At 59.7% G+C, this 23,552-nt stretch carries 16 protein-coding genes and 2 pseudogenes; 7 read left to right on the top strand and 11 right to left on the bottom strand.

Going from position 1 to position 23,552, the window contains the following annotated elements; translation table 11 throughout:
• Nucleotides 1–3: 3 nt before the first annotated feature.
• The 3 genes from PMI30_RS17160 to PMI30_RS17170 are packed head-to-tail and all read right to left on the bottom strand — an operon-like array spanning nt 4 to nt 1,755.
• Nucleotides 4–264 (bottom strand): phosphopantetheine-binding protein, encoded by a 261-nt coding sequence (locus PMI30_RS17160; RefSeq protein ID WP_008009133.1) that lies wholly within the window; start codon nt 262–264, stop codon nt 4–6.
• Entirely contained in the window at nt 245–1,054 is an 810-nt protein-coding gene (locus tag PMI30_RS17165; protein ID WP_008009131.1) for a lysophospholipid acyltransferase family protein, read from the bottom strand. Before PMI30_RS17165 ends, PMI30_RS17160 begins: the two co-directional genes overlap by 20 nt.
• Nucleotides 1,030–1,755: a beta-ketoacyl synthase chain length factor gene (locus PMI30_RS17170; RefSeq protein WP_008009129.1), complete on the bottom strand. Its 726-nt coding sequence runs from the start codon at nt 1,753–1,755 to the stop codon at nt 1,030–1,032. The genes PMI30_RS17165 and PMI30_RS17170 overlap by 25 nt, the downstream gene beginning before the upstream one ends.
• A 358-nt stretch (nt 1,756–2,113) precedes the next feature.
• Between PMI30_RS17170 and PMI30_RS17175 the strand changes: the two genes are divergently transcribed.
• Nucleotides 2,114–2,884, top strand: a complete 771-nt coding sequence (locus PMI30_RS17175; protein ID WP_008009127.1) for a ParA family protein — start codon at nt 2,114–2,116, stop codon at nt 2,882–2,884.
• 132 nt (nt 2,885–3,016) lie between these two features.
• On the opposite strand, the gene trxC is transcribed toward PMI30_RS17175, so the two are convergent.
• Nucleotides 3,017–3,451, bottom strand: coding sequence for a thioredoxin TrxC (gene trxC, locus PMI30_RS17180; RefSeq protein ID WP_008009125.1), 435 nt, complete (start codon nt 3,449–3,451; stop codon nt 3,017–3,019).
• A gap of 217 nt (nt 3,452–3,668) precedes the next feature.
• Here trxC and PMI30_RS17185 point away from each other — a divergent pair, with 217 nt between their 5' ends.
• Nucleotides 3,669–3,890, top strand: a complete 222-nt coding sequence (locus tag PMI30_RS17185; RefSeq protein WP_008009123.1) for a hypothetical protein — start codon at nt 3,669–3,671, stop codon at nt 3,888–3,890.
• A 20-nt stretch (nt 3,891–3,910) separates the two neighbouring features.
• On the opposite strand, the gene selO is transcribed toward PMI30_RS17185, so the two are convergent.
• The 5 genes and pseudogenes from selO to PMI30_RS32120 form a co-directional block, all read right to left on the bottom strand.
• Nucleotides 3,911–5,374: a protein adenylyltransferase SelO gene (gene selO / locus PMI30_RS17190; RefSeq protein ID WP_008009122.1), complete on the bottom strand. Its 1,464-nt coding sequence runs from the start codon at nt 5,372–5,374 to the stop codon at nt 3,911–3,913.
• Nucleotides 5,375–5,422: 48 nt separating this feature from the next.
• Complete coding sequence (mscK, locus tag PMI30_RS17195; RefSeq protein ID WP_008009121.1) at nt 5,423–8,773, bottom strand: mechanosensitive channel MscK; 3,351 nt, start codon at nt 8,771–8,773, stop codon at nt 5,423–5,425.
• Between the two features lie 34 nt (nt 8,774–8,807).
• Nucleotides 8,808–10,550, bottom strand: a complete 1,743-nt coding sequence (locus PMI30_RS17200) for a potassium/proton antiporter (protein ID WP_008009120.1) — start codon at nt 10,548–10,550, stop codon at nt 8,808–8,810.
• Nucleotides 10,551–10,806: 256 nt separating this feature from the next.
• Nucleotides 10,807–11,670: a methyl-accepting chemotaxis protein gene (locus PMI30_RS32125; protein WP_375538752.1), complete on the bottom strand. Its 864-nt coding sequence runs from the start codon at nt 11,668–11,670 to the stop codon at nt 10,807–10,809.
• Nucleotides 11,662–12,417 (bottom strand): annotated as a pseudogene (locus PMI30_RS32120) (MCP four helix bundle domain-containing protein); the annotation flags it as partial. The gene PMI30_RS32125 and the pseudogene PMI30_RS32120, both read right to left, overlap by 9 nt.
• Before the next feature lie 290 nt (nt 12,418–12,707).
• Between PMI30_RS32120 and PMI30_RS17210 the strand changes: the two are divergent.
• The 4 genes and pseudogenes from PMI30_RS17210 to PMI30_RS32110 all read left to right on the top strand — a co-directional run bounded on the left by PMI30_RS17210 (nt 12,708) and on the right by PMI30_RS32110 (nt 15,287).
• Nucleotides 12,708–12,938, top strand: coding sequence for a hypothetical protein (locus PMI30_RS17210; protein ID WP_008009118.1), 231 nt, complete (start codon nt 12,708–12,710; stop codon nt 12,936–12,938).
• Nucleotides 12,935–13,237: a cell division protein ZapA gene (locus PMI30_RS17215; protein ID WP_007903196.1), complete on the top strand. Its 303-nt coding sequence runs from the start codon at nt 12,935–12,937 to the stop codon at nt 13,235–13,237. The genes PMI30_RS17210 and PMI30_RS17215 overlap by 4 nt, the downstream gene beginning before the upstream one ends.
• 55 nt (nt 13,238–13,292) lie before the next feature.
• Nucleotides 13,293–14,420: pseudogene (locus PMI30_RS32115) on the top strand (HAMP domain-containing protein); the annotation flags it as partial.
• Between the two features lie 21 nt (nt 14,421–14,441).
• Nucleotides 14,442–15,287 carry a methyl-accepting chemotaxis protein gene (locus PMI30_RS32110; RefSeq protein WP_443216300.1) on the top strand — a complete coding sequence of 282 codons (846 nt, stop codon included), beginning with the start codon at nt 14,442–14,444 and terminating at the stop codon, nt 15,285–15,287.
• Between the two features lie 119 nt (nt 15,288–15,406).
• On the opposite strand, the gene PMI30_RS17225 is transcribed toward PMI30_RS32110, so the two are convergent.
• Entirely contained in the window at nt 15,407–17,209 is a 1,803-nt protein-coding gene (locus tag PMI30_RS17225; protein ID WP_008009115.1) for an acyl-CoA dehydrogenase, read from the bottom strand.
• Nucleotides 17,210–17,454: 245 nt separating this feature from the next.
• Entirely contained in the window at nt 17,455–21,408 is a 3,954-nt protein-coding gene (gene putA, locus PMI30_RS17230) for a trifunctional transcriptional regulator/proline dehydrogenase/L-glutamate gamma-semialdehyde dehydrogenase (RefSeq protein WP_008009114.1), read from the bottom strand.
• A gap of 461 nt (nt 21,409–21,869) precedes the next feature.
• Between putA and putP the strand changes: the two genes are divergently transcribed.
• Nucleotides 21,870–23,354: a sodium/proline symporter PutP gene (putP, locus tag PMI30_RS17235; RefSeq protein ID WP_008009113.1), complete on the top strand. Its 1,485-nt coding sequence runs from the start codon at nt 21,870–21,872 to the stop codon at nt 23,352–23,354.
• The last annotated feature ends 198 nt before the right edge of the window (nt 23,355–23,552 follow it).

Here is a 23,552-nt window from a genome sequence, read left to right as displayed (position 1 = left end):
GTCTCAAGCTGCCTGTTTTGCAGTGACGAACGCCGCAAGGCTCGCCACGTTGGTGAAGTGATTACGGGTGTCCTTGGCGTCGGCATCGATTTTGATGCCGTACTTTTTCTGGATTGCCAGGCCGAGTTCCAGGGCGTCTACCGAGTCCAGGCCCAGGCCTTCGCCGAACAGCGTCTGGTCGTCGCCGATGTCGTCGACGCTGATGTCTTCGAGGCCCAGTGCTTCGATGATCAGTTCTTTTATCTCACGGTGCAGATCGCTCATCTTCGGCGAGCTCCTTAATAAAGTAATGGTGCAAATAATCATTGAGCTTGCGCGAGGCCTGAGGCGCAGGCCCTTGCGTAGCGAAGGCCTGTGGGTCTATATCGGCCCCGACGCGAAAACTGAAGTGCACGCGGCGTTTGGGAATGCGATACCAGGGTTCGGCCTTGGTCAATGTGGTCGGGCTGACCTTGATGATCACCGGGGTGAGGATTCTCGCACCGCGCAGGGCGATTGCCGCAGCCCCCCGATGAAAGGCCGGCGGTTTACCGGGTTGGGTGCGGGTTCCCTCTGGAAAGATGATCAGGGTCTGACCGCTTTTCAGTGCGTCGGCAGCGGCATCGAGCATGTCCATGCTGCCGTCGTTGCTGATGTAATCGGTGCGGCGTAACGGACCGCGGGTGAACGGGTTTTCCCAGAGGCTTTTCTTGACCACGCAGTTGGCATGACCCACCAGGCCGATCAAAAACACCACATCGATGAGTGAGGGGTGATTGGCAACGATCATCTGGCCTGGCCGCCCGAGCTTTTCCGCCCCTTGAATGTCATAGGTCAGCACGCCACTGCGAGCCATGAAACGAATGAAAAACCAGAAACACCGGCTGACGGTCTGCCGTGCCCGCTGACGATGGGCCTGGGCGTCTCCCGGCAGGCAGCTCAACAGCGGGAACACTACCAGTCGCAGGCAAAGCCCGCCCAACCCGAACAGGGTGAAGCTAGCGGCAGTGGCCAGCAGGCGCCAGTAATAGGCGTCGCGGTTTTTATCGGTTACGGGTTGCGTTGCCAGGTCCATACACGATTTTTCCAGGCATGTTGGCAGGTGGTCTGCTGGCCGAGCAGGGTGCGTAACAGATTCAGGGCATGGGGCCAGTGGGGTTTGGACAACGCTTGCGAGGTGCTGTTCAGCGACAGCTGCCACTGATTGCCGGGCGTAATCAGCAGGCCAACCGCATAAGGGAATGGCACGTCGTCGATCCAGGCCGAGTAGGCCGCGGGCGGTTGCTCTTCCGTCACTATCAGCAGTACCGCAGGCGCTCCTTCATCAAGCAATGCCGCCGCCTCTAGCATGCCGTGTTCAAGGCCATCGCCAGCCGCGGCGAGGGCGGTCATTTCGCTGGTTTCGCCGCGCATGATCGACCACAGGCCAATGACCGCGTTGTGTACCGACAGGCTGAACTGAGTGGGCGACAGCGGTTGGTCAGTCGCCAGATCGCTGAGAATTTCGAAAGTGCGCGGGGTTTCGCCGTGGCGGGAAATAAAGACCAACGGTAAATCCTGGCGACCATCAGCCAACGGCCAGCCAACGTTGAATGCCATCCGCGCCAGACGGCTGAGTCGCCGACGCTGCATGGCAGGCAGAAATGACACATCGGGGGCGGCATCGCTACGCTCGAGCACGACCGGTTGTCGGCTCCAGGCCCGCCAATCATCCACGCTTTCAAGCCCAGGGGCCCACGCGCGCCATTGGGCGATGTTGAAGTTGATCACAGACATTCATCCCGCCCCTGCGGGCTTCCTTGACGCGGTGAGTCGCAAAAAAGCGCGGCCGACCTTACGTGGCGCTTAACGCCGAGTGGCGCGCATTATCCCGGTGCGGCGGGCGTGTAGCAAATGTTGGTTACATTTTGCGCAACGAAATGTACCGACTGGTTCGCGAAAAAAGCTGTCGTTTGGCCATTATCCACGTTGCAGCGGACATGTCTGTCGGCTCCATCGGCTGTCGATGGACGAGTTGGCGGCTTTTTCTGCCGGATATTTACCAATGACTTCGTAGTCCCGATGCCAGTGAGGTAGCTAAGCAGCGCCGTGGACTACTACACTCGGTCATTCTTTGATACACGGAGGTTTTGACATGCGGCGCGTGGTGTTCAATCAGAAAGGTGGCGTGGGCAAGTCAAGCATTGCCTGTAATCTGGCGGCGGTCAGCGCCAGCGAAGGCTATCGCACACTGTTGGTGGATCTCGATGCTCAGGCCAACTCCACTCAATACCTGACGGGACTCACCGGTGATGATATCCCGATGGGGATCGCTGACTTCTTCAAGCAGACTCTGTCCTCCGGGCCGTTCTCGAAGAAAAACCAGGTCGATATTTACGAAACCCCCTTCGACAACCTTCACGTCGTCACCGCCACCGCCGAGCTGGCGGACTTGCAGCCCAAGCTTGAGGCCAAGCACAAGATCAACAAGCTGCGAAAATTGCTCGAGGAACTGGACGGCGATTACGACCGAATTTACCTCGATACGCCGCCAGCACTGAATTTCTATGCCGTCTCGGCCTTGATCGCCGCTGATCGTGTGCTGATTCCCTTCGATTGCGACAGTTTCTCGCGTCAGGCGCTGTATGGCCTGTTGGCGGAAATCGAAGAATTGAAGGAGGACCACAACGAAGGGTTGGAAGTCGAAGGCATCGTCGTCAACCAGTTCCAGGCCCGTGCCAGTTTGCCCCAGCAAATCCTCGACGAACTGATCGCCGAAGGGCTACCGGTGTTGCCGGTGTACCTGGCCAGTTCAGTACGCATGCGCGAATCCCACCAGGCCAACACGCCACTGATCCACCTCGACCCGCGGCACAAACTGACCCAGCAGTTCGTCGACCTGCACAACCTGCTGGAAAATGCCTGAATCGCTGTTGTTGGCACAGAAACCATGTGGGAGCGGGCTTGCTCGCGAAGGGGTCATAACAGTCAACATCATCGCTGATGGATAGACCGCTTTCGCGAGCAAGCCCGCTCCCACATTTGTCCGCGTGTAGTTTCAAATCCCCTGACTACGCAGCCAGCTCATCAATTGCGGTAACGGGAACGCCCCGCTCTGGCGAGCCACTTCCCGGCCGTTCTTGAACAGAATCAGGCTCGGGATCGAGCGAATCCCCAACTGCGCCGACAATTGCTGATTTGCCTCGCTGTCCAGCTTGGCCAGCCGACACTTGCCCGCCAATTGCCCCGCCGCCTGCTCGAACACCGGCGCAAACGACTTGCACGGCCCGCACCAGTCCGCCCACACATCCACCAGCAACGGCAGGTCGCCCTTGATCTGACTGGCGTAATCGCCTTGCTTCAATTCGAACGGCTTGTTGAGCAGCACTTCGGTCTTGCAGCGACCGCATTTTGGATGGTCGTCGAGGCGCTCGGCAGGGATGCGATTCAAGCCGTTGCAGTGGGGGCAGGGGATGAGGAGTGGGTCAGGCATGATTGGGTTCCGGATGAGTAGGCAATCTATGGCACTGATCTGGAGTCGGAAATGATGTTTATCAAGGCAGAAGTTTGTAGGCAATAACCTTCCTTGGTTTGAGATACACCCTACGAGTGCTGGTGTCCCTGACTGATTGGCTGAGAGCGGTTCAACTCTTAGTCTTGAGCCCTATTTTCACGCAGCAAGACCGAAGCACCACTAATAGGGAGCAATAATGAGCGATATCGTTAAGCGAGCCGTCGAACACTGGCCATTTGTAGCCTGGCTATTAAAACGACCTGAATCGGAAGCTGAATACAACCTGTTGGCTGAGTCGCGGTATGAATTGCTAGCAATGATGGGCGGAGAAGAATTACATCCGTTGGAAAACCTGGTGGAGATCATAGGCGACCATATCGAAGCCTATGACCATGAGCGCCGGCCAGTACCAGTCTGAATACTCAGTGTTGTTAAGTCTCACGACGAACAACTGATCTCCAGATGCTTGCCCCACTCCGGTGGCCGCTCGGCGTAGCTCTCCATTCCCGGTTGCTCCTCGAACGGATTGCTCAATACCGCGTGCAAACGACGAACTTCTGAGTAGTCGCCACTTTCCGCCGCATCGATGGCTTTCTGTGCCAGATAATTGCGCAGGATGTACAGCGGATTGACCGCATGCATGCGCGTGCGGCGCTGTTCCTGGTCCACCTCACCTTCACGGGCAACCCGGGCGATGTAGAGCTCGCCCCATGCATCAAAGCCCTTGATGTCGACGAAGTCATCGCGCAAGCGGGCGAGGGCCTGCTCCGGTGATTCGTCGCCGAGGCGGCGGAAGAACAGGCTGTAGTCGACGCCGCTGTTCTGCATCAGTTGCAGCAGGTGTTCCAGCAGTTTCTGGTCGTCGTCTTCGGCAGTGGTTAGACCGAGGCGGCGACGCATCAGGTCCAGGTAGTGGGCCTGGAACAGCGGCAGGTACAGGCCGAGGGTTTCGCGCAGGGCTTCGACGCTGATGAACGGCGTCAGGGCCTGGGCGAGGGCGCTGAGGTTCCACTGGCCGATCGGCACCTGATTGCTGAAGGAGTAGCGGCCCTGGTCATCGGAGTGGTTGCAGATGAAGTGGGCGTCGAAGTCGTCGAGGAAGGCAAACGGGCCGAAGTCGAAGGTGATGCCCAGGATCGACATGTTGTCGGTGTTCATCACGCCGTGGCAGAACCCATAGGCCTGCCATTTGGCGATCAGCTCGGCGTTGCGCTCGACGATTTCGCGGAACATCGCCAGGTACGGTTCCGGCTGTTCCAGGCAGAGCGGGAAGTGCATGGCCAACACGTGCTCGCCGAGCTCTTTCTGTTGCTCGGGGCGCTTGGTGTAGTAGAAAAATTCGAAATGCCCGAAGCGTACATGGCTCGGCGACAGGCGCAGGACCATGGCCGCGCGTTCCTGTTTCTCGCGCCAGACCGGCGTGTCGGAGCCGATTACGCACAGTGCGCGAGTGGTGGGAATACTCAGCGCATGCAGGGCTTCGGAGGCAAGAAACTCGCGGATCGACGAACGCAGCACCGCCCGTCCATCGCCCATGCGCGAGTAAGGCGTCTGACCGGCGCCCTTGAGGTGCAGGTCCCAATGCTCGCCGGCGTTGTTATAGACCTCGCCCAGTAACAGGCCACGACCGTCGCCCAACTGCGGGTTGTAGGAGCCGAACTGATGCCCGGAATAGACCATCGCTCGCGGCTCGGCTTCGGCCCAGAGCTTGTGGCCGCCGAACAGTTCGGCGAATACCGGCGTCTCGGCCTCGGCCGGATCCAGGTCCAGCAGCGCCATGGCGGCGGGGCTGGCGACCACCAAGCGTGGCGCGGCGATGGGCTCGGGCAGCACATGGGTTGAGAACGCGTCGCCCAAACGGGCGAAGCGATTGTCGAAGGTCAGTTCGTCGAGGGCTTTCAACGGCCATCTCCAGCAGAATGTCCGAGCATTCTGCTAGGGATAGAGCGGTTAGTCGAGTTCGACAGGTGGCGGCTCGCGGTGCGGTTTGCCGTCGGCCAGCGGCACGATGGTTTTGGCTTCCGGCTCGATCGGCACCATTTTGTATTCCTGGCCGTGAAGGTTCTTGAGGTAGACCTCCATCTGCCGGAACGAGATGTTGATGTGCTGTTTCTTGAACTCGCGATTGATGAAGCGGTTGACCTCGTCGAGCACCGGGTTACGGTCGCCGAGGTCGCGCACATGCATGCGCAACTCGTGGTCGAGAGTGCTTTCGCCGAAGTTCAGGAAGTACACGTGAGGCTCCGGGTCCTTCAGTACGCGCGGGTTGTCCCGGGCAGCCTTGAGCAGCAGCTCTTTCACCAGGTCCAGGTCCGAGCCGTAGTCGACACCGAGCTTGAGGGTCACCCGGGTGATGGTGTCGGTCAGGGACCAGTTGATCAGTTGCCCGGTGATGAACGTCTTGTTCGGGACGATGATGTCCTTGCGGTCGAAGTCAGTGATGGTCGTGGCGCGGATGCGGATCTTGCTCACCGTGCCCGACAGGTTGCCGATGGTGATGGTGTCACCGATCCGCACCGGGCGTTCGAACAGGATCATGATGCCGGAGATGAAGTTGGCGAAAATCTCCTGCATCCCGAAACCGAGACCGACCGACAGCGCCGCCACCAGCCATTGCAACTTGTCCCAACTCACGCCGAGCGTGGACAGGGTCGAGACGAAACCGATGCCGGCGATCACATAGGACAGCAGCGTGGTCGTGGCGTAGGAACTGCCTTGGGCCAGGTTCAGCTTCGACAGCACAAACACTTCCAGCAAGCCCGGCAAGTTGCGCGCCAGTGCAAAGGTGATACCGATGATGATCAGCGCGCCGAGCATGTCGCCGATGCTGATCGGCACCATGCTCATGTTGGCACCGGTGCCGCTGGTGTATTCGTAAAGGGTGATGTTGTCCAGGTACGAGAACACCGAGATCAGGTCCGACCAGACCCAATACAGCGCAGCGATGAAACCACCGAGCAGGGCCAGGCGGATCAGTCGAAGGGACTGTTCGTTGACCTTCTCGATGTCCAGGGTCGGCTCTTCGATCACCGCTTCGCCGTCACCAGCCTCTTTCGCTGCCTGACGTTTGGCCAGGGCGCGCTGATAGGCCAGGCGCCGTGCCGCAACGCTGAGGCCGCGCACGAAGGTTGCTTCGATCACCAGCCAGAACATCAGCAAGTACAGCGTGTTGATCAACCGGTCGCTGAGTTTCAGCGCGGTGTAGTAGTAGCCAAAGCACACGGCGACGAACAACGCGATTGGCAGGGCTGTGAACAGAACACCCACGGCCTTGCGGAACAGTGAAGCGTTCTGGTGAGTCGGGCTGCTAACCAGCAGGCGGCTGAGTAGCCAGGCCATCAAGGCGTAGCAGGTCAGCACCACCGGCATGCCGAGCACGTCATCGGCCAGTATCGCTGGTTGCAACTCTGCGACCGCCACCACCGCCACCAGGGCCATCACTACCAGGCCGAGTCGGCGTATCCAGCCCTGAAGGAATTCGACCTGAGGTTTTTCCCAGCGGAAATGCAATTCGGCGACGCCGCCCGGCGCGAGGATGCGGTAGGCGGTGTAGAACACCAGCCAGGCCTGGGCCATCTGCAGCAGCGCCGCGCCCATATTGGCGTTCTGCCCGCGGGCGTCGATCTGCAAAGCCAGGCCGCACAAGCCCAACCCCAGGGATACCGGCATCGCCAGCAGGATGTTAATCAGAATCGCCTGCGGTGTGTGCCACTGGCTGTCGCGCTTGAAATGGCCGATGTCCAGGTGAACTTTATTCAGGCGGGCATAGAGATTTTTGCGGCGCCACAGCAGCGCCCCGATCAGAAAAGCCAGCGGCAGGAACAGCAGCGGCCGCTGGGTCAGGCCATCGGTCAGTTCGCTCAGGCTCGAGGCCCATGGCAGGGTAGTGACCTGACGTTCCAGGCGTTCCGGCACGGCGCGTATCCACTCAAGATCCAGCGGCTTGTTGCTGGGAATCCAGAACATTTGCTCGTCGAGGGTTGCGCGCAGACTTTGCGCGGTGCTGAGCAGTTGCTTCTGGTTGAGTTGCAGCGTGATGGATTCGTTGAGCACCGCGCTCAATTCGCGATTCAAACGCTCCAGCAGGTCCGCGCGGGTGGTGGCCAGTTCCAGCAGGCTCTTGCGCAGTTGCGGGGTGACTTGCTCTGGCTGTTGAGTCGCCAGCAAGTTGTCGACATAGGTTGTCGGGTTGCTGAGCAATTCCCGCTGCTGGCTGACTTCGAACTGATACAGGCGAATGTCGGCGATCTGATCCGCCAGGTCGCGGTCGAGCTTGAGGCGCGGCAGGGCCTGTTTCTGTTTGTAGAGAATCTTGGAGAGCAGCAGGCTGCCCTTGAGCACGTTGATCTGTTCGTCCAGGGCCGAATCGCTTTGAGTCACGCTGTCCAGTTGCTGTTTGGTCTGCAGGTTCTGTTGGGTGACTTCGTTGAGACGGTCGGTGCTTTTGAGCAGGTAGTCGGAGAGCTTCAGGTTGGCCGCGCTTTCGGTGGCCAGCAGGCTGCTGCCGCCGGCCTTCTGCGCTTCGATGGATTGCTGGGTGACCGTTTCTTGCGACTGGGCGAGGCGCTTCTGGTTGATCAGGGTTTGCAGATCCTGGATCTCCTGATCCAGGCGATCGGATTTCTCCGAGAGCAAGTCATGCTGGCTGTTGCCCAAATCCTGCAACAGGCTGTTGCCGGCCAGTTCCTGGCGACGCAGCGGGATCAAGGCGTTCAGCGCCGCGAGTTCGGCGTTGAGCTGATCGCGTTGCTCGGCGGTCAAGGTCTTGCCGCTGTCCTTGCCGAGCTTGAGGATGTTGTTGATCTGCTGGATGCGTGTCTGGCTGGCAGATATTTCGGCCTGGGCGCGCTCGGGGCGAGTCTGCGCGGTGATGATCAGGCTGTTCGCTTCGGCCAGGGCTTTCTGCAGATCGCTTTGCTGGGTGGAGCGCTCGGTCAGCAATTGCTCAAGCTGCTGAATGGTCTCTTTGGTATAGCGTTGCGCCACCGGTACCACTTTGGTGGCCTTGAGACGGGTCAGTTCGCGCTGGTTTTCGATGTTCTGCTTTGGCGCAGTGGTCAGCTGCTGCTTGAGATCAATCAGCTTCTGCTCGTAATCGCTCATGTTGTTGAGTTGGGTGAGCGTGCTCTGCAGGACCGCTTGCAGGGCTTTTTGATCGGCTTCCGGCAATTTGCGGTCGGCGATCTTGTCCAGGCTCGCCTGCACGGCTTCGCTGGAGGGCGGTTCGGCGGCTTGCAGATTGCTGATGGAAAGACTCAAGCCCAGCAGGGCCATGATGAAAAAGGTACGCAGAGTTGACATAAAGACCGATCGAAAACGAGACGAAGTGTGGAGTTTAGAGGAACAGGCCGGGGCCGGGGCGACTTCCTTCGGGGAATCTGACGCCCACTTTACCAATCTTGTTCCCTTCCATGACAGCGACGGTCCAGAGGGTGTTGTTCCATTCCACCTGGTCACCGACTACCGGCGCACCGCCTACTTTCTGGGCAATGAAGTGGCCCAGGGACATGTTCGGATCGATGCCTTCGACTTTCAACCCGTACAGGGCAGCAACCGCGCCCAGCTGGGCGTCTCCTTCGAGTACGAAGTCGCCGAAGAAGCGCAAATCCAGACCTCGTTGCGGAGCCTGACTGAAGAGTTTTCCGAGGGCCGGAAGATTGTGCTCATGGCCGATGACGCAGAGCAAATCATCGACTTCGAGCACCGTACTACCCGACGGATGGAGCAGTTGTTGGCCGCGAAACAAGGCCGCGATACGGGTACCTTCGGGCATTTTCAGCTCGCGAAGAGGGGATCCAATGCACCATTTCTCGGCACCGAGGCGATACACGAACAGCTCCCACTCGCTGGTGACATGCACTTCCAGCGCCGATCGCGAGATCGGCAAAGGCTCTGGCGGGACGGTCACTTTCAAAAGCTTGGCAACCCAAGGCAGGCTTGTGCCTTGCACCAGCAGCGACACCAGGACGATAAAGAACGCCAGATTGAAGTAGAGCTGAGCATTGGGTAGCCCCGCCATCAGCGGGAACACCGCCAGAATGATCGGGACGGCACCGCGCAGGCCAACCCAGGAGATAAATGCCTTCTCGCGACCATGGAACGCCTTGAAGGGCAACAGACCGACCAGCACCGAGAGCGGACGAGCAAACAGAATCATCCACAGCGCCAGGCCCAGCGCCGGTAAAGCAATCGGCAGCAGGTCATGGGGCGTGACCAACAGCCCCAGCACCAGGAACATGCCGATCTGGGCCAGCCAGGCCATGCCGTCGAGCATATGCAAAATGCCGTGGCGACTGCGGACCGGGCGGTTGCCGATCACCAGGCCACACAGGTACACCGCCAAGAAGCCGCTGCCGTGCAGGGCGTTGGTCAGGGCAAACACCACCAGACCGCCAGCAATCACCAGAATCGGATAAAGGCCGGTCGCAAGGTTGATACGGTTGACCAGTTGCAGCATGAGCCAACCACCGCCGAGGCCGATCACACCGCCGATGCCGAACTCGCGCATCAAATGCAGGAGCAGATCCCAGTGCAGGCCGGTCTCGCCGCTGGCGAGCATGTCGATCAGGGTCACGGTGAGGAACACCGCCATCGGGTCGTTGCTGCCGGATTCGATCTCCAGGCTCGCGCTCACCCGTTCGTTCAGGCCCTTGCCGCCCAGCAGCGAGAACACGGCCGCGGCGTCGGTGGAACCGACGATGGCGCCGATCAGCAGGCCCTGAATCATATTGAGGTCGAACAACCACGCGGCCGCCATTCCGGTCAGTCCGGTGGTGATCAACACCCCGACCGTGGCTAGCGACAACGCCGGCCATAACGCCACGCGGAAACTCGCCACCCGGGTGCGCAAGCCGCCGTCGAGCAGGATCACTGCCAGGGCGAGGTTGCCGACCAGATAAGCCGTTGGATAGTTATCGAAAATAATGCCGGCGCCGTCGACACCGGCCGACATGCCCACCGCGAGGATGATCACCAGTATCGGGATACCGAGACGCGATGAAAGTGAGCTCACCAGAATGCTCGCACCTACCAGCAACGCGCCGATCAAGAACAGGCTGTTGATGGTCGTCGCATTCAAAGGCAGTACTCCAGAAAGCTAAAGGCGGGCACAAACTGACCATGCAGTCTGCGTGCCAGCGATTCTAACCTGTTGAAATGTGATGCTGTCAAAAAGCTTTTGCAGATCAAAAGATCGCAGCCTGCTGCAGCTCTTCGTAGGAGCGAGGCTTGCCCGCGAAGGCGATGTGTCAGTCTCAATTTATGTCTACTGATACACCGCCTTCGCGGGCAAGCCTCGCTCCTACGAAGGCTGCGATCTTTTCGGCCTTACTCGGTTACAGGCTAAACCGCCCAACCATGTTGTTCAGGTCCAGCGCCAGGCGCGACAACTCGCTGCTGGCAGCGCTTGTCTGGTTGGCACCGGTGGCCGATTGCACCGACAGGTCACGAATGTTCACCAGGTTGCGGTCCACTTCGCGGGCAACCTGTGCCTGCTCTTCGGCCGCGCTGGCGATCACCAGGTTGCGCTCGTTGATCTCGACGATGGCGCTGTTGATGGTGTCCAGCGACATGCCGGCCCCACGTGCGATGTTCAGCGTCGACTCGGCGCGCTCGGTGCTGTTGCGCATTGAATCCACGGCGTGTTCGGTGCCGCTCTGGATACTGCCGATCATGCGTTCGATTTCGCTGGTCGACTGCTGGGTGCGATGGGCCAGGGCACGCACTTCGTCGGCGACCACCGCGAAACCACGCCCGGCTTCACCGGCACGGGCTGCTTCGATGGCTGCGTTCAATGCCAGCAGGTTGGTCTGGTCGGCCAGGCCGCGAATCACATCCAGCACTTTGCCGATGTCTCGCGACTCGTTGGCCAGATCACCGATCAGGGTGGCAGTGCTCTGTACGTCGGCGCTCATGCGCTCGATGGCACTGACGGTTTCCTGTACCAGGTCACGACCGTCGCCAGCCGACGTGGTGGCGTTTTTCGAGGCTTCGGAGGTGCTCACGGCGTTGCGGGCGACTTCTTCCACGGCGCTGGTCATTTCGTTGACGGCGGTGGCGGCCTGCTCGATTTCGTTGTTCTGTTGGGTCAGGCCACGGGCGCTTTCGTCGGTGACACTATTGAGCTCTTCCGCGGCGGACGCCAGTTGCGTGGCCGAACCGGAAATCCGTTGCAGGGTGTCGCGCAGTTTGTCCTGCATCTTCGCCATGGCGGCCAGCAGACGACCGGCTTCGTCTTCACCGTCGACCGTGATCGGGCGCGTCAGGTTGCCTTCGGCGATTTCTTCGGCGGCGCTCAGGGCATTGGCGATTGGCTTGGTGATGCTGTTGGTCAGCAGCCAGGCGAACAGCAGGGTCAGGCCGGTGGCGATGACCAGCAGTGTGACGACCAGATTGAAAGCCGAAGAATACTGCTCGACGGCTTGCTGGTTGGTGTCGGTGGTCTGCTGAGTGTTGATCTCCAACAACCGGTTGAGCACGGTGTTGATTGCTTCGGAGTTGGTCAGCAAATCGGTATTGACCAGGGTGCGTAGCTCGTCGATCTGATTGTTGCGCGACAGGGTCTTCATCCGGTCTTCAATCTGACGGTATTGCCCCAGCAACTGCACGTATTGATCGTAGGCCGCGCGTTCCTGCGGGCTGGCGATCAACTTTTCGTAGGCCGCCTGAGCATCACGAATCTGCTGGTTACGGGTGTCGAACAGGCCCATGGTCTTTTGCTGGACATCCGGCTCGCGGTTCACCAGCAAACGGTAGGACAGGACGCGCAGGCGCAAGGTCAGCTGAGTGAATTCGTCGAGGCTTTTGATGCTCGGTACGCTATTCGAGGTGATTTCCTCGGCGGCGCCGCGAATCTTGCTCATCTGATTCAGGGCGAACACACCCAGAACCAACATCAGGCTGCCAATCAAGGCAAAACCGAGGAACGCCCGCGGTGCGATATTCATATTTCGTAAGGACATGGTGTTCACCGAAAAAAGCGCATCCGTGCGGGGCTGAGACTGCTATATGCATGACTTATCGGTCATACGACTAAAGTCTTGAGGTGCTGCGCGCTTTTGTCGCAGAAGGGCTGCGGCGACGAAGTGCAGGAACCAGAGCCGCCAATCACAGTCTTTAAAGCTCGCGAGGAAGGTCGCCCGCCAGGAAAATCAAGGCCTTGCGCCTGCATAACCCTGGCATCTGTGGTGACTTTTCTTTATCGTACGCGCCCTTTGAAAATGCCCGGAAAATCAAAATGTTGGAAGCATCCCTAAGCCAATTGGAACAACTGGTCAGCGACCTGGTGCAGCAGAACCAGGCCCTGCTCGGCACCAATCAATCCCTGAGTGCAGAACTGGCCCAGGTCAAGGATGAAAACGAAAGCCTGCAACTGAGCCTGATGGAACAGGAAGAGAAGCAAGGCGCCACCGCCGCGCGCATTCAGGCCTTGGTTGAGCGTGTCAGCGCCGGCCCTGTCAGCGCATGAGTTACGGCGCCGCAGGGGTAAAAGTCGTCTCGATTCTGGGTGAGGACTATTCGATCAAGGCGCCGGCCGGGGAAGAGCAGACCCTGCTGGACGCTGCATTAATGTTGAAGGCCGCCCTGGCCGAGACCAAAAAGAAATACCCGACGCTGATCGGTGACCGCTTGCTGGTGCTGGCGGCGATGAATCTGTGCTCGCAGCAGATCGAAATGCAAAAGCGTCACCAGCAAGAACTCGACCGTTACCAAGAGCAAGTCAGCGCCACGGTTGAAGTGATCGCCAAGACAATCAATCAAGCCTGATCAGCTTTGCGCACAACCAAAGAATAAATTGTCGTTTGAGTTGTATACAATCGGCATGGCTGTTGCAGTGTTTCAGCCTCTTATTCTTTGGGGGTGCTCCATGCAGTTCTGGCGACGCAGTATTCAATGGCAGTTGATCCTGAGCATGGGCACCGCCCTGCTGGTCAGTATTCTGATCGTGGTTGGCGTTTATACCCTCGTGGTCAATCGCCTCGCCCAGCGCTATCTGGTCGAACAAGCGCTGCCGTCGAGCATCGAGGCGATGCGCAACGACATCGAACGAATCCTCGTTCAACCCCTCACTGCGGCCAAGGACATCGCCAGTAACAGCATGGTGCGCGACTGGTTGGCCGGGGGCGAAAACAGCGCCCAGACCGACACCTTCGTGAAGTATCTGGAAGGCATCCGCGCCGAGCACAAAGCCTTTACCGCGCTGATTATCGGGGCCGCTTCAAACCATTACATCACTGAAAAAGGCCTGGACCGCACGCTCAGCCGTTCCAATCCCAATGACGCCTGGTTCTATTCGTTCCTCGACAGCAACCAGCCGCGCACCCTCAATATCGACAATGACACCGCCACCGGTGAGTTGGCGCTGTTCATTGACCTCAAGGTCGAACACGCCGGCAAAGTCGTGGGCGTCGCCGGGCTTGGTTTGAGCATGAAAGAGCTGTCGGAACTGATCCACAATTTCAACTTCGGTGAGCGCGGCAAGGTCTATCTCGTGCGCTCCGACGGTTTGATCCAGGTTCACCCTGAGGCGCAGTTCAGCGGCAAGCGTACGCTGGTCGAACAGATCGGCGCTGCGGCGGCGCAAGCGGTCACGGGGCAGCTCTCTACCTCCGCCGCGTTCGCCACCAGCAGTTTTGTTCGCGATGGCGAAGATTTTCTGGCACTGAGCCTGCCGCTGCGTGATCTGGGCTGGACCCTGGTGGCCGAAGTGCCGCAGTCGCAGATCTACGCCGAAGCCCGCCGCGCGATGTGGATGAGCAGTGGCATTGGTCTGGCGGTGGCGTTGGTGTGCCTGCTGCTGGTGGTGTTGCTCGCCCGTGGGTTGGTACGACCGATTCGTCAGGTAACAGCGGCGCTGGTAGCCATCGGTAGCGGTGGTGGAGATTTGACCCACAGGTTAGATTCCAGCCGCGCTGATGAACTGGGTGACCTCGCTCGCGGTTTCAATCGGTTCCTGGAAAGTCAGCGCGACATGATCGGCGAAGTCCTGGCCACCAGTGAGCGCTTGCGCTCGGCGGTCGGCCAAGTGGCGCGGGTGGTGGACAACACGGCCGAACGCTCGGGCCGTCAGCAGGAAATGACCGACATGGTCGCCACCGCTGTCCACGAAATGGGCCTGACCGTGCAGGAAATTGCGCAGAACGCCGGCAACGCGGCCGTCGCTTCACAAACCGCACGGGATGAAGCGCTGCAGGCGCGGGTCGTAGTGGGCGGGTCGATTCGGCATATCGAAAGCATGTCCGATGAGATTGGTATTGCTGCCGGTGCGGTGGGCGAGTTGGCCCATCAAGTAGCGTCCATCGATCAGGTGTTGGCGGTGATTCGCGGGATTTCCGAGCAAACCAACCTTTTGGCTTTGAATGCGGCCATCGAAGCGGCGCGGGCCGGGGACATGGGGCGCGGGTTTGCAGTGGTGGCCGATGAAGTACGGACATTGGCGCGGCGGACTCAGTCGTCCACCGATGAGATTCAGCAGATGATCGGCAGCCTCAAGCAGGGCGCGGAGAATGCGGTGTCTTCCATGCACGCCGGGCAAGCAGCGACCGGCACCGGCGTTGAGTCGAGTCAGCGCACCGGGGCGTCGTTGACGGCGATTACCGGGCAGGTCGAGCGCATCAGCGACATGAACCATCAGGTGGCGACGGCGACGGAAGAGCAGTCGGCGGTGACGGAAGAAATCAACCGCAACGTGCAGGGGATTTCTGATTTGGCCCGGGCTACGGCGGGGGAGGTCAGGGCATGTCGTGAGGATTGTCAGATGTTGCAGCGGTTGGCGGATGATCTGGCGCGGCAGATGGGTAGCTTCAAACTTACCTGACCGATCATTCCCACGCTCTGCGTGGGAATGCAGCCCGGGACGCTCCGCGTCCCATTGGAACGCTCCGCGTCCCCTGAGGCATTCCCACGCAGAGCGTGGGAACGATCAGTGAGAGGGTGTCAGAACCACTCATCCTGCATCGTCAAACACACATCATCCCGCGCCTCTAGAATCGCCAGTTCATGGTGGCAACCCGGCACTTCCCAGGTCAAAAAGTACCGCGCTGCTTGCAGCTTTCCTTTATAGAAGCCCACATCCGCCGCATTACCCTTGGCCAACCCTTCCTCAGCGCGAATCGCCTGTTCCAGCCAGCGCCAGCCAATCACCGTGTGCCCGAACACTTTCAGGTACAGCGCCGAGTTCGCCAGGCTGCTGTTGACCTTGCCTTGAGCCAGATCGGTCAACAGGCCGATGGTCACGCTTTGCAGGCGCGCTACCAGTTTTTCCAATGGTTCACGCAACGCGGTCAGCGATTCATACGCCTGCGCGCGCTCGGCGGTGTTGGCGATCAGGCGGATCAATTGCTTGAGCCCTGCACCACCGTTCTGCGCCAGTTTGCGACCCAGCAAATCCAGCGACTGAATGCCATGAGTGCCTTCATGAATCGGGTTCAGACGGTTGTCGCGGTAATACTGCTCCACCGGATACTCGCGGGTGTAACCGTGGCCGCCGAGAATCTGGATCGCCAGTTCGTTGGCCTTCAGGCAGAACTCCGACGGCCAGGATTTGACGATCGGCGTCAGCAAATCCAGCAGCTCATGGGCTTGTTTGCGTTCGGCTTCAGTCTCAAGCGTGGTGGTGTCGTCGAACAGTCGCGCCGCGTACAGCCCAAGGTCGAACGAACCTTCGACGTACGCCTTCTGCGTCAACAGCATGCGTTTGACGTCGGCATGCTGAATGATTGCCACCTGTGCGGTGGTCGGATCCTTGCTGTCCGGCACTCGACCTTGCGGCCGCTCGCGGGCGTATTCCAGGGAATACAGGTAACCGGCGTAACCGAGCATCACCGCGCCCATGCCGACGCCGATCCGCGCCTCGTTCATCATCTGGAACATGTAGCTCAAACCGTGGTGCGGCTTGCCCACCAGATAGCCGACACATTCGCCGTTATCACCAAAGTTCAGCGCGGTGGACGTTGTGCCGCGCCAGCCCATCTTGTGGAACAACCCGGCCAGCAACACGTCGTTGCGTTTGCCCAGGCTACCGTCATCGTTGACCAGGAACTTGGGCACGATAAACAGTGAAATCCCCTTCACCCCGGCTGGCGCGTCCGGCAGTTTGGCCAGCACCATGTGCACGATGTTTTCCGACAGCGGGTGATCGCCGCCGGAGATGAAAATCTTGTTGCCCTTGAGTCGATAGGTACCGTCGGACGCAGGCTCGGCGCGAGTACGAATATCCGACAGCGACGAGCCGGCATGCGGTTCGGTCAGCGCCATGGTGCCGAAGAAACGACCGTCGATCATCGGTTGCAGGAAGCGCTGCTTCTGCTCATCGGTGCCGAAGCTTTCAATCAGGTTCGCCGCGCCCATGGTCAGGAACGGGTAGGAGGTCGACGCCGCGTTGGCCGACTGAAAGTGCGCAAAGCAAGCTTGGGACAGCAGCGTAGGAAGTTGCATGCCGCCGGCGTCGAAACTGCGCGCGGCGTTGAGGAAACCGGCTTCGAGGAATGCATCCACCGCCGGTTTCACTTCCGGAATCAGAATGGCCTGACCGTCCTCATAGCGCGGTTCGTTCTCGTCGCCCTTGCGGTTGTGCGGGGCGAAGAACTTCTCGGCGATGCTGCGGGCGGTGCCGATAGCCGCATCGAAGGTCTCGCGGTTGTGCTCGGCGAACCGCTCGCGCTGGGTCAGGCCCTCGGCATCAAGGACTTCATACAGCTCGAAAGCCAGATTGCGGGAACTGAGCAACGTCTCGGACATGGCGGCCTACCTTTTTTTGGAATGGACCGAGTCTAGGCGTGGGAATAGAGGCTGAACAGGATGATTGATGCGCGTGATGGTGTGGTGCGGGCACCGCTAATCAAATGTGGGAGCGAGCCTGCTCGCGATAGCGGTATGTCATCCAATACAGATGTCGGATGAAATACCGCTATCGCGAGCAGGCTCGCTCCCACAGGTATTGTGTAAACCAGGCACCCATTGCAGGCGCCCGGTTCTATTGCGGTTTAGCCGATCGTCATCAAACTGGCATTACCACCCGCCGCAGCGGTGTTAACACTCAACGCCCGCTCAATCACCAGACGCTCCAGCGCAATGTTGGTCTCGCCTTGCGACAAACCATGAACCCCAACAATCGCTCCGGCACGCTTGGCCACTTGCTGGCAGACCGCACGCAGCTGATCGGAATGGCCATGATGCAGAACCGCATCAATGACCACCTCGTCCTTGGTCCAGTCAGCCACCCGCTTGATCCGCGCCTGGATTTCTTTCGGCAGGCGTGCGAACAGGGCCTTGCCCGGTTCAGCGTCCGGCCATACCGCCGAGCCGCCCACGGCCAATACCGCCGCCAGTTGGGTCAGCAGATCGCCTTCGACGTCGGCCAGGCACAGCACGTGCTCGCGCGGCAGGATGGCATAGCTGTTGCGCTCGCCGGTCGGGCCGGCCAGAACACGGGTGATCCCGCTTTGCGATTGCGCCGCGAACTGTACGCACAGGGTGCTCAAGTCAGCGAACTGATTGCTGTCGGCCCAGGCTTTCAGCGCGGTCAGCGGTTGGCTCATGGCATCACGCAGACGGATGTCCGGTGCAGCGAGAGCATCGCCGCGAGCGAAGGATTGTTCGATTGCATCGGTAGGACGCGTCGACAGCAGACGGTACAGGTACAACGGACCACCGGCTTTCGGGCCAGTCCCCGACAGGCCTTCGCCGCCGAACGGTTGCACGCCAACCACAGCACCGACGATGTTGCGGTTCACGTAGACGTTACCGGCGTTGACGTTGTCGATCACCTTGGCGATGGTCTCGTCGATGCGAGTATGTACGCCCAGGGTCAGGCCGTAGCCGGAAGCGTTGATCTGACTGATCAGTTGATCGATCTCTTTGCGCTTGTAGCGCACCACGTGCAGTACCGGGCCGAAGATCTCCCGTTGCAGCTCGTCGAAGCTTTCCAGTTCGATCAGGGTCGGCATCACGAAGGTGCCGCGTTTGACTTCTTCGCTGTTGGCGATGGCCACCTGGTACACGTTGCGACCTTTGTCGCGCATGGCCTGGATGTGCTTCTCGATGCCGGCCTTGGCTTCGGCGTCGATCACCGGGCCGATGTCCACGGACAGGCGCTCAGGGTTACCGAGACGGCATTCAGCCATGGCACCTTTGAGCATTTCGATGACACGGTCGGCGGAATCTTCCTGCAGGCACAGTACCCGCAGCGCCGAGCAACGTTGGCCAGCACTGTCAAATGCCGACGACACCACGTCGATCACAACCTGTTCGGTCAGCGCCGAGGAGTCGACGATCATCGCGTTCTGGCCGCCGGTTTCGGCGATCAGCGGAATCGGACGGCCTTGTGCATCCAGACGACCCGCGACGTTGCGTTGCAGCAAACGAGCGACTTCAGTGGAGCCGGTGAACATCACGCCTTTGACCCGATCGTCGCCGACCAGACGGGCACCAACGGTTTCGCCACGGCCCGGCAGCAATTGCAGCACGCCTTCCGGAATCCCGGCTTCGATCAGCAGACGCACGGCTTGAGCGGCCACCAGCGGGGTTTGTTCCGCAGGCTTGGCCAGTACCGGGTTACCGGCGGCCAGGGCAGCAGCGACCTGACCACTGAAGATTGCAAGCGGGAAGTTCCACGGACTGATGCAGACCACCGGACCCAATGGGCGGTGGGCATCGTTGGTGAAATCGTTGCGCGCCTGCACCGCGTAATAACGCAGGAAGTCCACGGCTTCACGCACTTCGGCGATGGCATTGGCGAAGGTCTTGCCGGCTTCACGCGCCAACAAGCCCATCAGCGGCTGGATCTCGCCTTCCATCAAATCAGCGGCACGTTCCAGAATCGCGGCGCGTTCGGCGGGCGGGGTGGCCTGCCAGATCGGGGCGGCGTTCAGGGCGCACTGGATCGCGTTGTCGACGTCTTCGACGGTGGCTTCTTGCACGTGACCAACCACGTCACGCAGATCTGACGGGTTCAGGACTGGCGCAGGGGGTTCGCTGCTGGACGCGCAGCCGAGCATCGGCGCCGCTTTCCAGTTGTTATGAGCGGTAGCCAGCAGGGCGCAGGACAAGGAAGCCAGACGATGTTCGTTGGCCATGTCGATGCCGCTGGAGTTGGCGCGCTCGGCACCATACAGGTCACGCGGCAGCGGGATGCGCGGGTGTGGCAGGCCGAAGCCACCTTCCAGCGTCGCCATCTGCTCGATGCTGGCCACTGGATCGGCCACCAGCTCCTGAATCGAAATAGATTGATCGGCGATGCGGTTGACGAACGAAGTGTTCGCGCCGTTTTCCAGCAGACGACGCACCAGGTACGCCAGCAGGGTTTCGTGAGTGCCGACCGGTGCGTACACGCGGCACGGACGGTTCAGCTTGCCTTCGGAAACTTTGCCTACAACCTGTTCGTACAACGGTTCGCCCATGCCGTGCAGGCACTGGAACTCGTACTGACCGGGGTAATAGTTCTGACCGGCAATGTGGTAGATGGCCGACAGCGTGTGGGCGTTGTGCGTGGCGAACTGCGGGTAGATGACTTCTGGCACCGACAGCAGTTTGCGTGCACAGGCGATGTAGGAAACGTCGGTGTACACCTTGCGGGTGTAGACCGGATAGCCTTCCAGGCCCTCGACCTGGGCGCGCTTGATCTCGCTGTCCCAGTACGCGCCTTTCACCAGGCGGATCATCAGGCGATGACGGCTGCGGCGAGCCAGGTCGATCACGTAATCGATCACATACGGGCAGCGCTTCTGATAAGCCTGGATCACGAAACCGATGCCGTTCCAGCCCGTCAGTTGCGGTTCGAAGCACAGGCGCTCCAGCAGATCCAGCGACAGCTCGAGGCGGTCGGCTTCTTCAGCGTCGATGTTCAGGCCGATGTCGTACTGCTTGGCCAGCAGGGTCAGCGACAGCAGGCGCGGGTACAACTCGTCCATCACGCGCTCGTACTGTGCACGGCTGTAACGCGGGTGCAAGGCGGACAGCTTGATCGAAATGCCCGGGCCTTCATAAATCCCACGACCGTGGGAGGCTTTGCCGATCGAGTGAATGGCTTGTTCGTACGAGGCCAGGTATTTCTGGGCGTCATGCTCGGTGAGTGCAGCTTCACCCAGCATGTCGTAGGAATAGCGGAAGCCCTTGGCTTCGAACTTGCTCGCATTGGCCAGGGCTTCGGCAATGGTTTCGCCGGTGACGAACTGCTCGCCCATCAGGCGCATGGCCATGTCGACGCCCTTGCGGATCATTGGCTCACCGCTCTTGCCGATGATGCGGCTCAGCGACGACGTCAGGCCGGCTTCATTGTGGGTGGCGACCAGTTTGCCGGTCAGCAGCAAGCCCCAGGTGGCGGCGTTGACGAACAGCGACGGGCTGTTGCCCAAGTGCGGCTGCCAGTTACCGGTGCTGATCTTGTCGCGGATCAGCGCGTCGCGAGTGCCTTTGTCCGGGATGCGCAGCAGCGCTTCGGCCAGGCACATCAGTGCCACGCCTTCCTGGGACGACAGGGAAAATTCCTGCAACAGACCCTGAACAATCCCGGCACGGCCGCCGGCGCTTTTCTGATTGCGCAGTTTTTCGGCAATCGAGGCGGCGAGCTTGTTGGTGGCTTCCGCCATCGGGGCCGGCAGGCGCGCTTGCTCGATCAGCATCGGCACCACTTCAGGTTCCGGGCGACGGTAAGCGGCGGTGATCGAGGCGCGCAGCACCGATTGCGGCAGGATGCTTTCAGCAAACTCCAGGAAGCACTGGTGCGCGTGATCGGTATGGACTTCGCCGGCGTCGTCGGCGTCTTTGCCAGTCAAACCGTTCAGCTCGGTCAGGGTTGCACCACCCTCGAGTTTTTCCAGGTAATTGAAAATTGCCTGCTTGATCAGCCAGTGCGGCGTGCGATCAATCGAGGTCGCGGCGGCCTTGAGGCGTTCGCGGGTCGGGTCGTCAAGTTTGACCCCAAGGGTGGTGGTAGCCATATTTTTATCCTCATGTTTGCCACGACCGCGTGGCATCAGCTGGCGGCAAGATTAGCTGCGCGGTCGTCTAGGTGCAACCGGGTGCAACCATTTTTTTGTCGGAATAATAAGCAGCTCGTCAGGAAATAAATTCTGGTACTCACATCCCGCGCCTGCTTGGTGCTTTTGCTTCTAGCGCAAATTGAAAAACGCCCTGAAAAGGAGCAAAAACCGACCCTTTTCAAGAAAATCCGACTAGGTGCAACTTATTCGCACGAAACTGGTTGCACCTTATTTGCTTTGTTGAATAGCATTCGCGGCCAAGGTGCAACCGGTCAAAAAGATCGGTGTACCGGCTGATGGCTTTCCTGGGGAAACATCAGTCATAAATGCGCGGGACCCCGAATCGTCCGTCAAACGTCGTCGTTTGCGAGCGGTTCACCAGCCGCTGCTACATAAAAACAATGCCAGGGCGTAACTCAATGAGCGTAAGCAATCCAACCCTGATCACGTTCGTGATCTACATCGCAGCAATGGTGCTGATCGGCTTCATGGCCTATCGCTCCACCAACAACCTTTCTGACTACATTCTGGGCGGTCGTAGCCTGGGCAGCGTCGTGACCGCACTCTCTGCCGGTGCTTCCGACATGAGCGGCTGGTTGTTGATGGGCCTGCCGGGCGCTATCTACATGTCCGGTCTTTCCGAAAGCTGGATCGCCATCGGCCTGATCGTCGGTGCTTACCTGAACTGGCTGTTCGTTGCCGGCCGTCTGCGCGTGCAGACCGAGCACAACGGCGATGCGCTGACCCTGCCGGATTACTTCTCCAGCCGTTTTGAAGATAAAAGCGGCCTGCTGCGGATCATCTCTGCGGTCGTGATCCTGGTGTTCTTCACCATCTACTGTGCTTCCGGCATTGTGGCCGGTGCCCGTCTGTTCGAAAGCACCTTCGGCATGTCCTACGAGACAGCGCTGTGGGCCGGTGCCGCGGCGACGATTGCCTACACCTTCGTCGGTGGTTTCCTGGCAGTGAGCTGGACTGACACCGTACAAGCTACGTTGATGATCTTCGCCTTGCTGCTGACGCCGATCATCGTGCTGCTGGCGACTGGCGGCATCGACACCACGTTCCTGGCAATCGAAGCACAAGATCCAAGCAACTTCGACATGCTGAAAAACACCACCTTCATTGGCGTGATTTCGCTGATGGGCTGGGGTCTGGGCTACTTCGGCCAGCCGCATATCCTGGCGCGTTTCATGGCGGCGGATTCGGTCAAGTCGATCGCCAACGCCCGTCGCATCTCCATGACCTGGATGATCCTGTGCCTGGGCGGCACCGTCGCTGTAGGTTTCTTCGGTATCGCTTACTTCTCGGCGCATCCTGCCGTGGCGATGCCCGTGAGCGAAAACCACGAGCGTGTGTTTATCGAACTGGCGAAAATCCTGTTCAACCCATGGGTTGCCGGTGTGTTGTTGTCGGCCATTCTGGCTGCAGTGATGAGTACCCTGAGTTGCCAACTGCTGGTGTGCTCGAGCGCCCTGACCGAAGACTTCTACAAAACCTTCCTGCGTAAAAGCGCTTCCCAGGTTGAACTGGTCTGGGTCGGTCGCGCCATGGTGCTGCTGGTTGCGCTGATTGCCATCGCGATGGCGGCTAACCCGGAAAACCGTGTACTGGGTCTGGTCAGCTACGCCTGGGCTGGTTTCGGTGCTGCGTTCGGTCCAGTCGTCCTGATCTCCGTGATCTGGAAAGACATGACCCGCAACGGCGCACTGGCCGGCATCCTGGTCGGCGCGATCACCGTGATCGTCTGGAAACACTTCGAACTGCTGGGCCTGTACGAAATCATCCCTGGTTTCATCTTCGCCAGCCTGGCGATCTACATCGTCAGCAAACTGGGCACGCCGACTCACGGCATGCTTCAGCGCTTTGCGGCTGCCGAGGCAGATTTCCGCCTGAACAAGTGATGGGGATGAGCTGATGCTCTGATCTTTCGACTACATGAAAACGGCCCGCTTCCTTGATGGAGGCGGGCCGTTTTTTTTGGGGTTGACGCCAGACCAGAGGTATTGAAGATCCCTTGTGGGAGCGAGCCTGCTCGCGATGGCGGTTGATCATTCAACATTGATGTCGACTGACCCGACGCTATCGCGAGCAGGCTCGCT

It is taken from the genome of Pseudomonas sp. GM50, from assembly GCF_000282375.1.
Taxonomy (GTDB): domain Bacteria; phylum Pseudomonadota; class Gammaproteobacteria; order Pseudomonadales; family Pseudomonadaceae; genus Aquipseudomonas.
The sequence above is the reverse complement of the archived record's forward strand: the minus strand, read 5'-3'. Positions and strand labels throughout refer to the sequence as shown.

Bases quoted from the DNA above. Each gene is read 5' to 3' on its own strand.
- PMI30_RS17160 (WP_008009133.1), bottom strand. From the start codon at position 264: ATGAGCGATCTGCACCGTGAGATAAAAGAACTGATCATCGAAGCACTG.
- PMI30_RS17165 (WP_008009131.1), bottom strand. From the start codon at position 1,054: ATGGACCTGGCAACGCAACCCGTAACCGATAAAAACCGCGACGCCTAT.
- PMI30_RS17170 (WP_008009129.1), bottom strand. From the start codon at position 1,755: ATGTCTGTGATCAACTTCAACATCGCCCAATGGCGCGCGTGGGCCCCT.
- PMI30_RS17175 (WP_008009127.1), top strand. From the start codon at position 2,114: ATGCGGCGCGTGGTGTTCAATCAGAAAGGTGGCGTGGGCAAGTCAAGC.
- trxC (WP_008009125.1), bottom strand. From the start codon at position 3,451: ATGCCTGACCCACTCCTCATCCCCTGCCCCCACTGCAACGGCTTGAAT.
- PMI30_RS17185 (WP_008009123.1), top strand. From the start codon at position 3,669: ATGAGCGATATCGTTAAGCGAGCCGTCGAACACTGGCCATTTGTAGCC.
- mscK (WP_008009121.1), bottom strand. From the start codon at position 8,773: ATGTCAACTCTGCGTACCTTTTTCATCATGGCCCTGCTGGGCTTGAGT.
- PMI30_RS32125 (WP_375538752.1), bottom strand. From the start codon at position 11,670: ATGCAGGACAAACTGCGCGACACCCTGCAACGGATTTCCGGTTCGGCC.
- PMI30_RS17210 (WP_008009118.1), top strand. From the start codon at position 12,708: ATGTTGGAAGCATCCCTAAGCCAATTGGAACAACTGGTCAGCGACCTG.
- PMI30_RS17215 (WP_007903196.1), top strand. From the start codon at position 12,935: ATGAGTTACGGCGCCGCAGGGGTAAAAGTCGTCTCGATTCTGGGTGAG.
- PMI30_RS32110 (WP_443216300.1), top strand. From the start codon at position 14,442: ATGATCGGCGAAGTCCTGGCCACCAGTGAGCGCTTGCGCTCGGCGGTC.
- PMI30_RS17225 (WP_008009115.1), bottom strand. From the start codon at position 17,209: ATGTCCGAGACGTTGCTCAGTTCCCGCAATCTGGCTTTCGAGCTGTAT.
- putA (WP_008009114.1), bottom strand. From the start codon at position 21,408: ATGGCTACCACCACCCTTGGGGTCAAACTTGACGACCCGACCCGCGAA.
- putP (WP_008009113.1), top strand. From the start codon at position 21,870: ATGAGCGTAAGCAATCCAACCCTGATCACGTTCGTGATCTACATCGCA.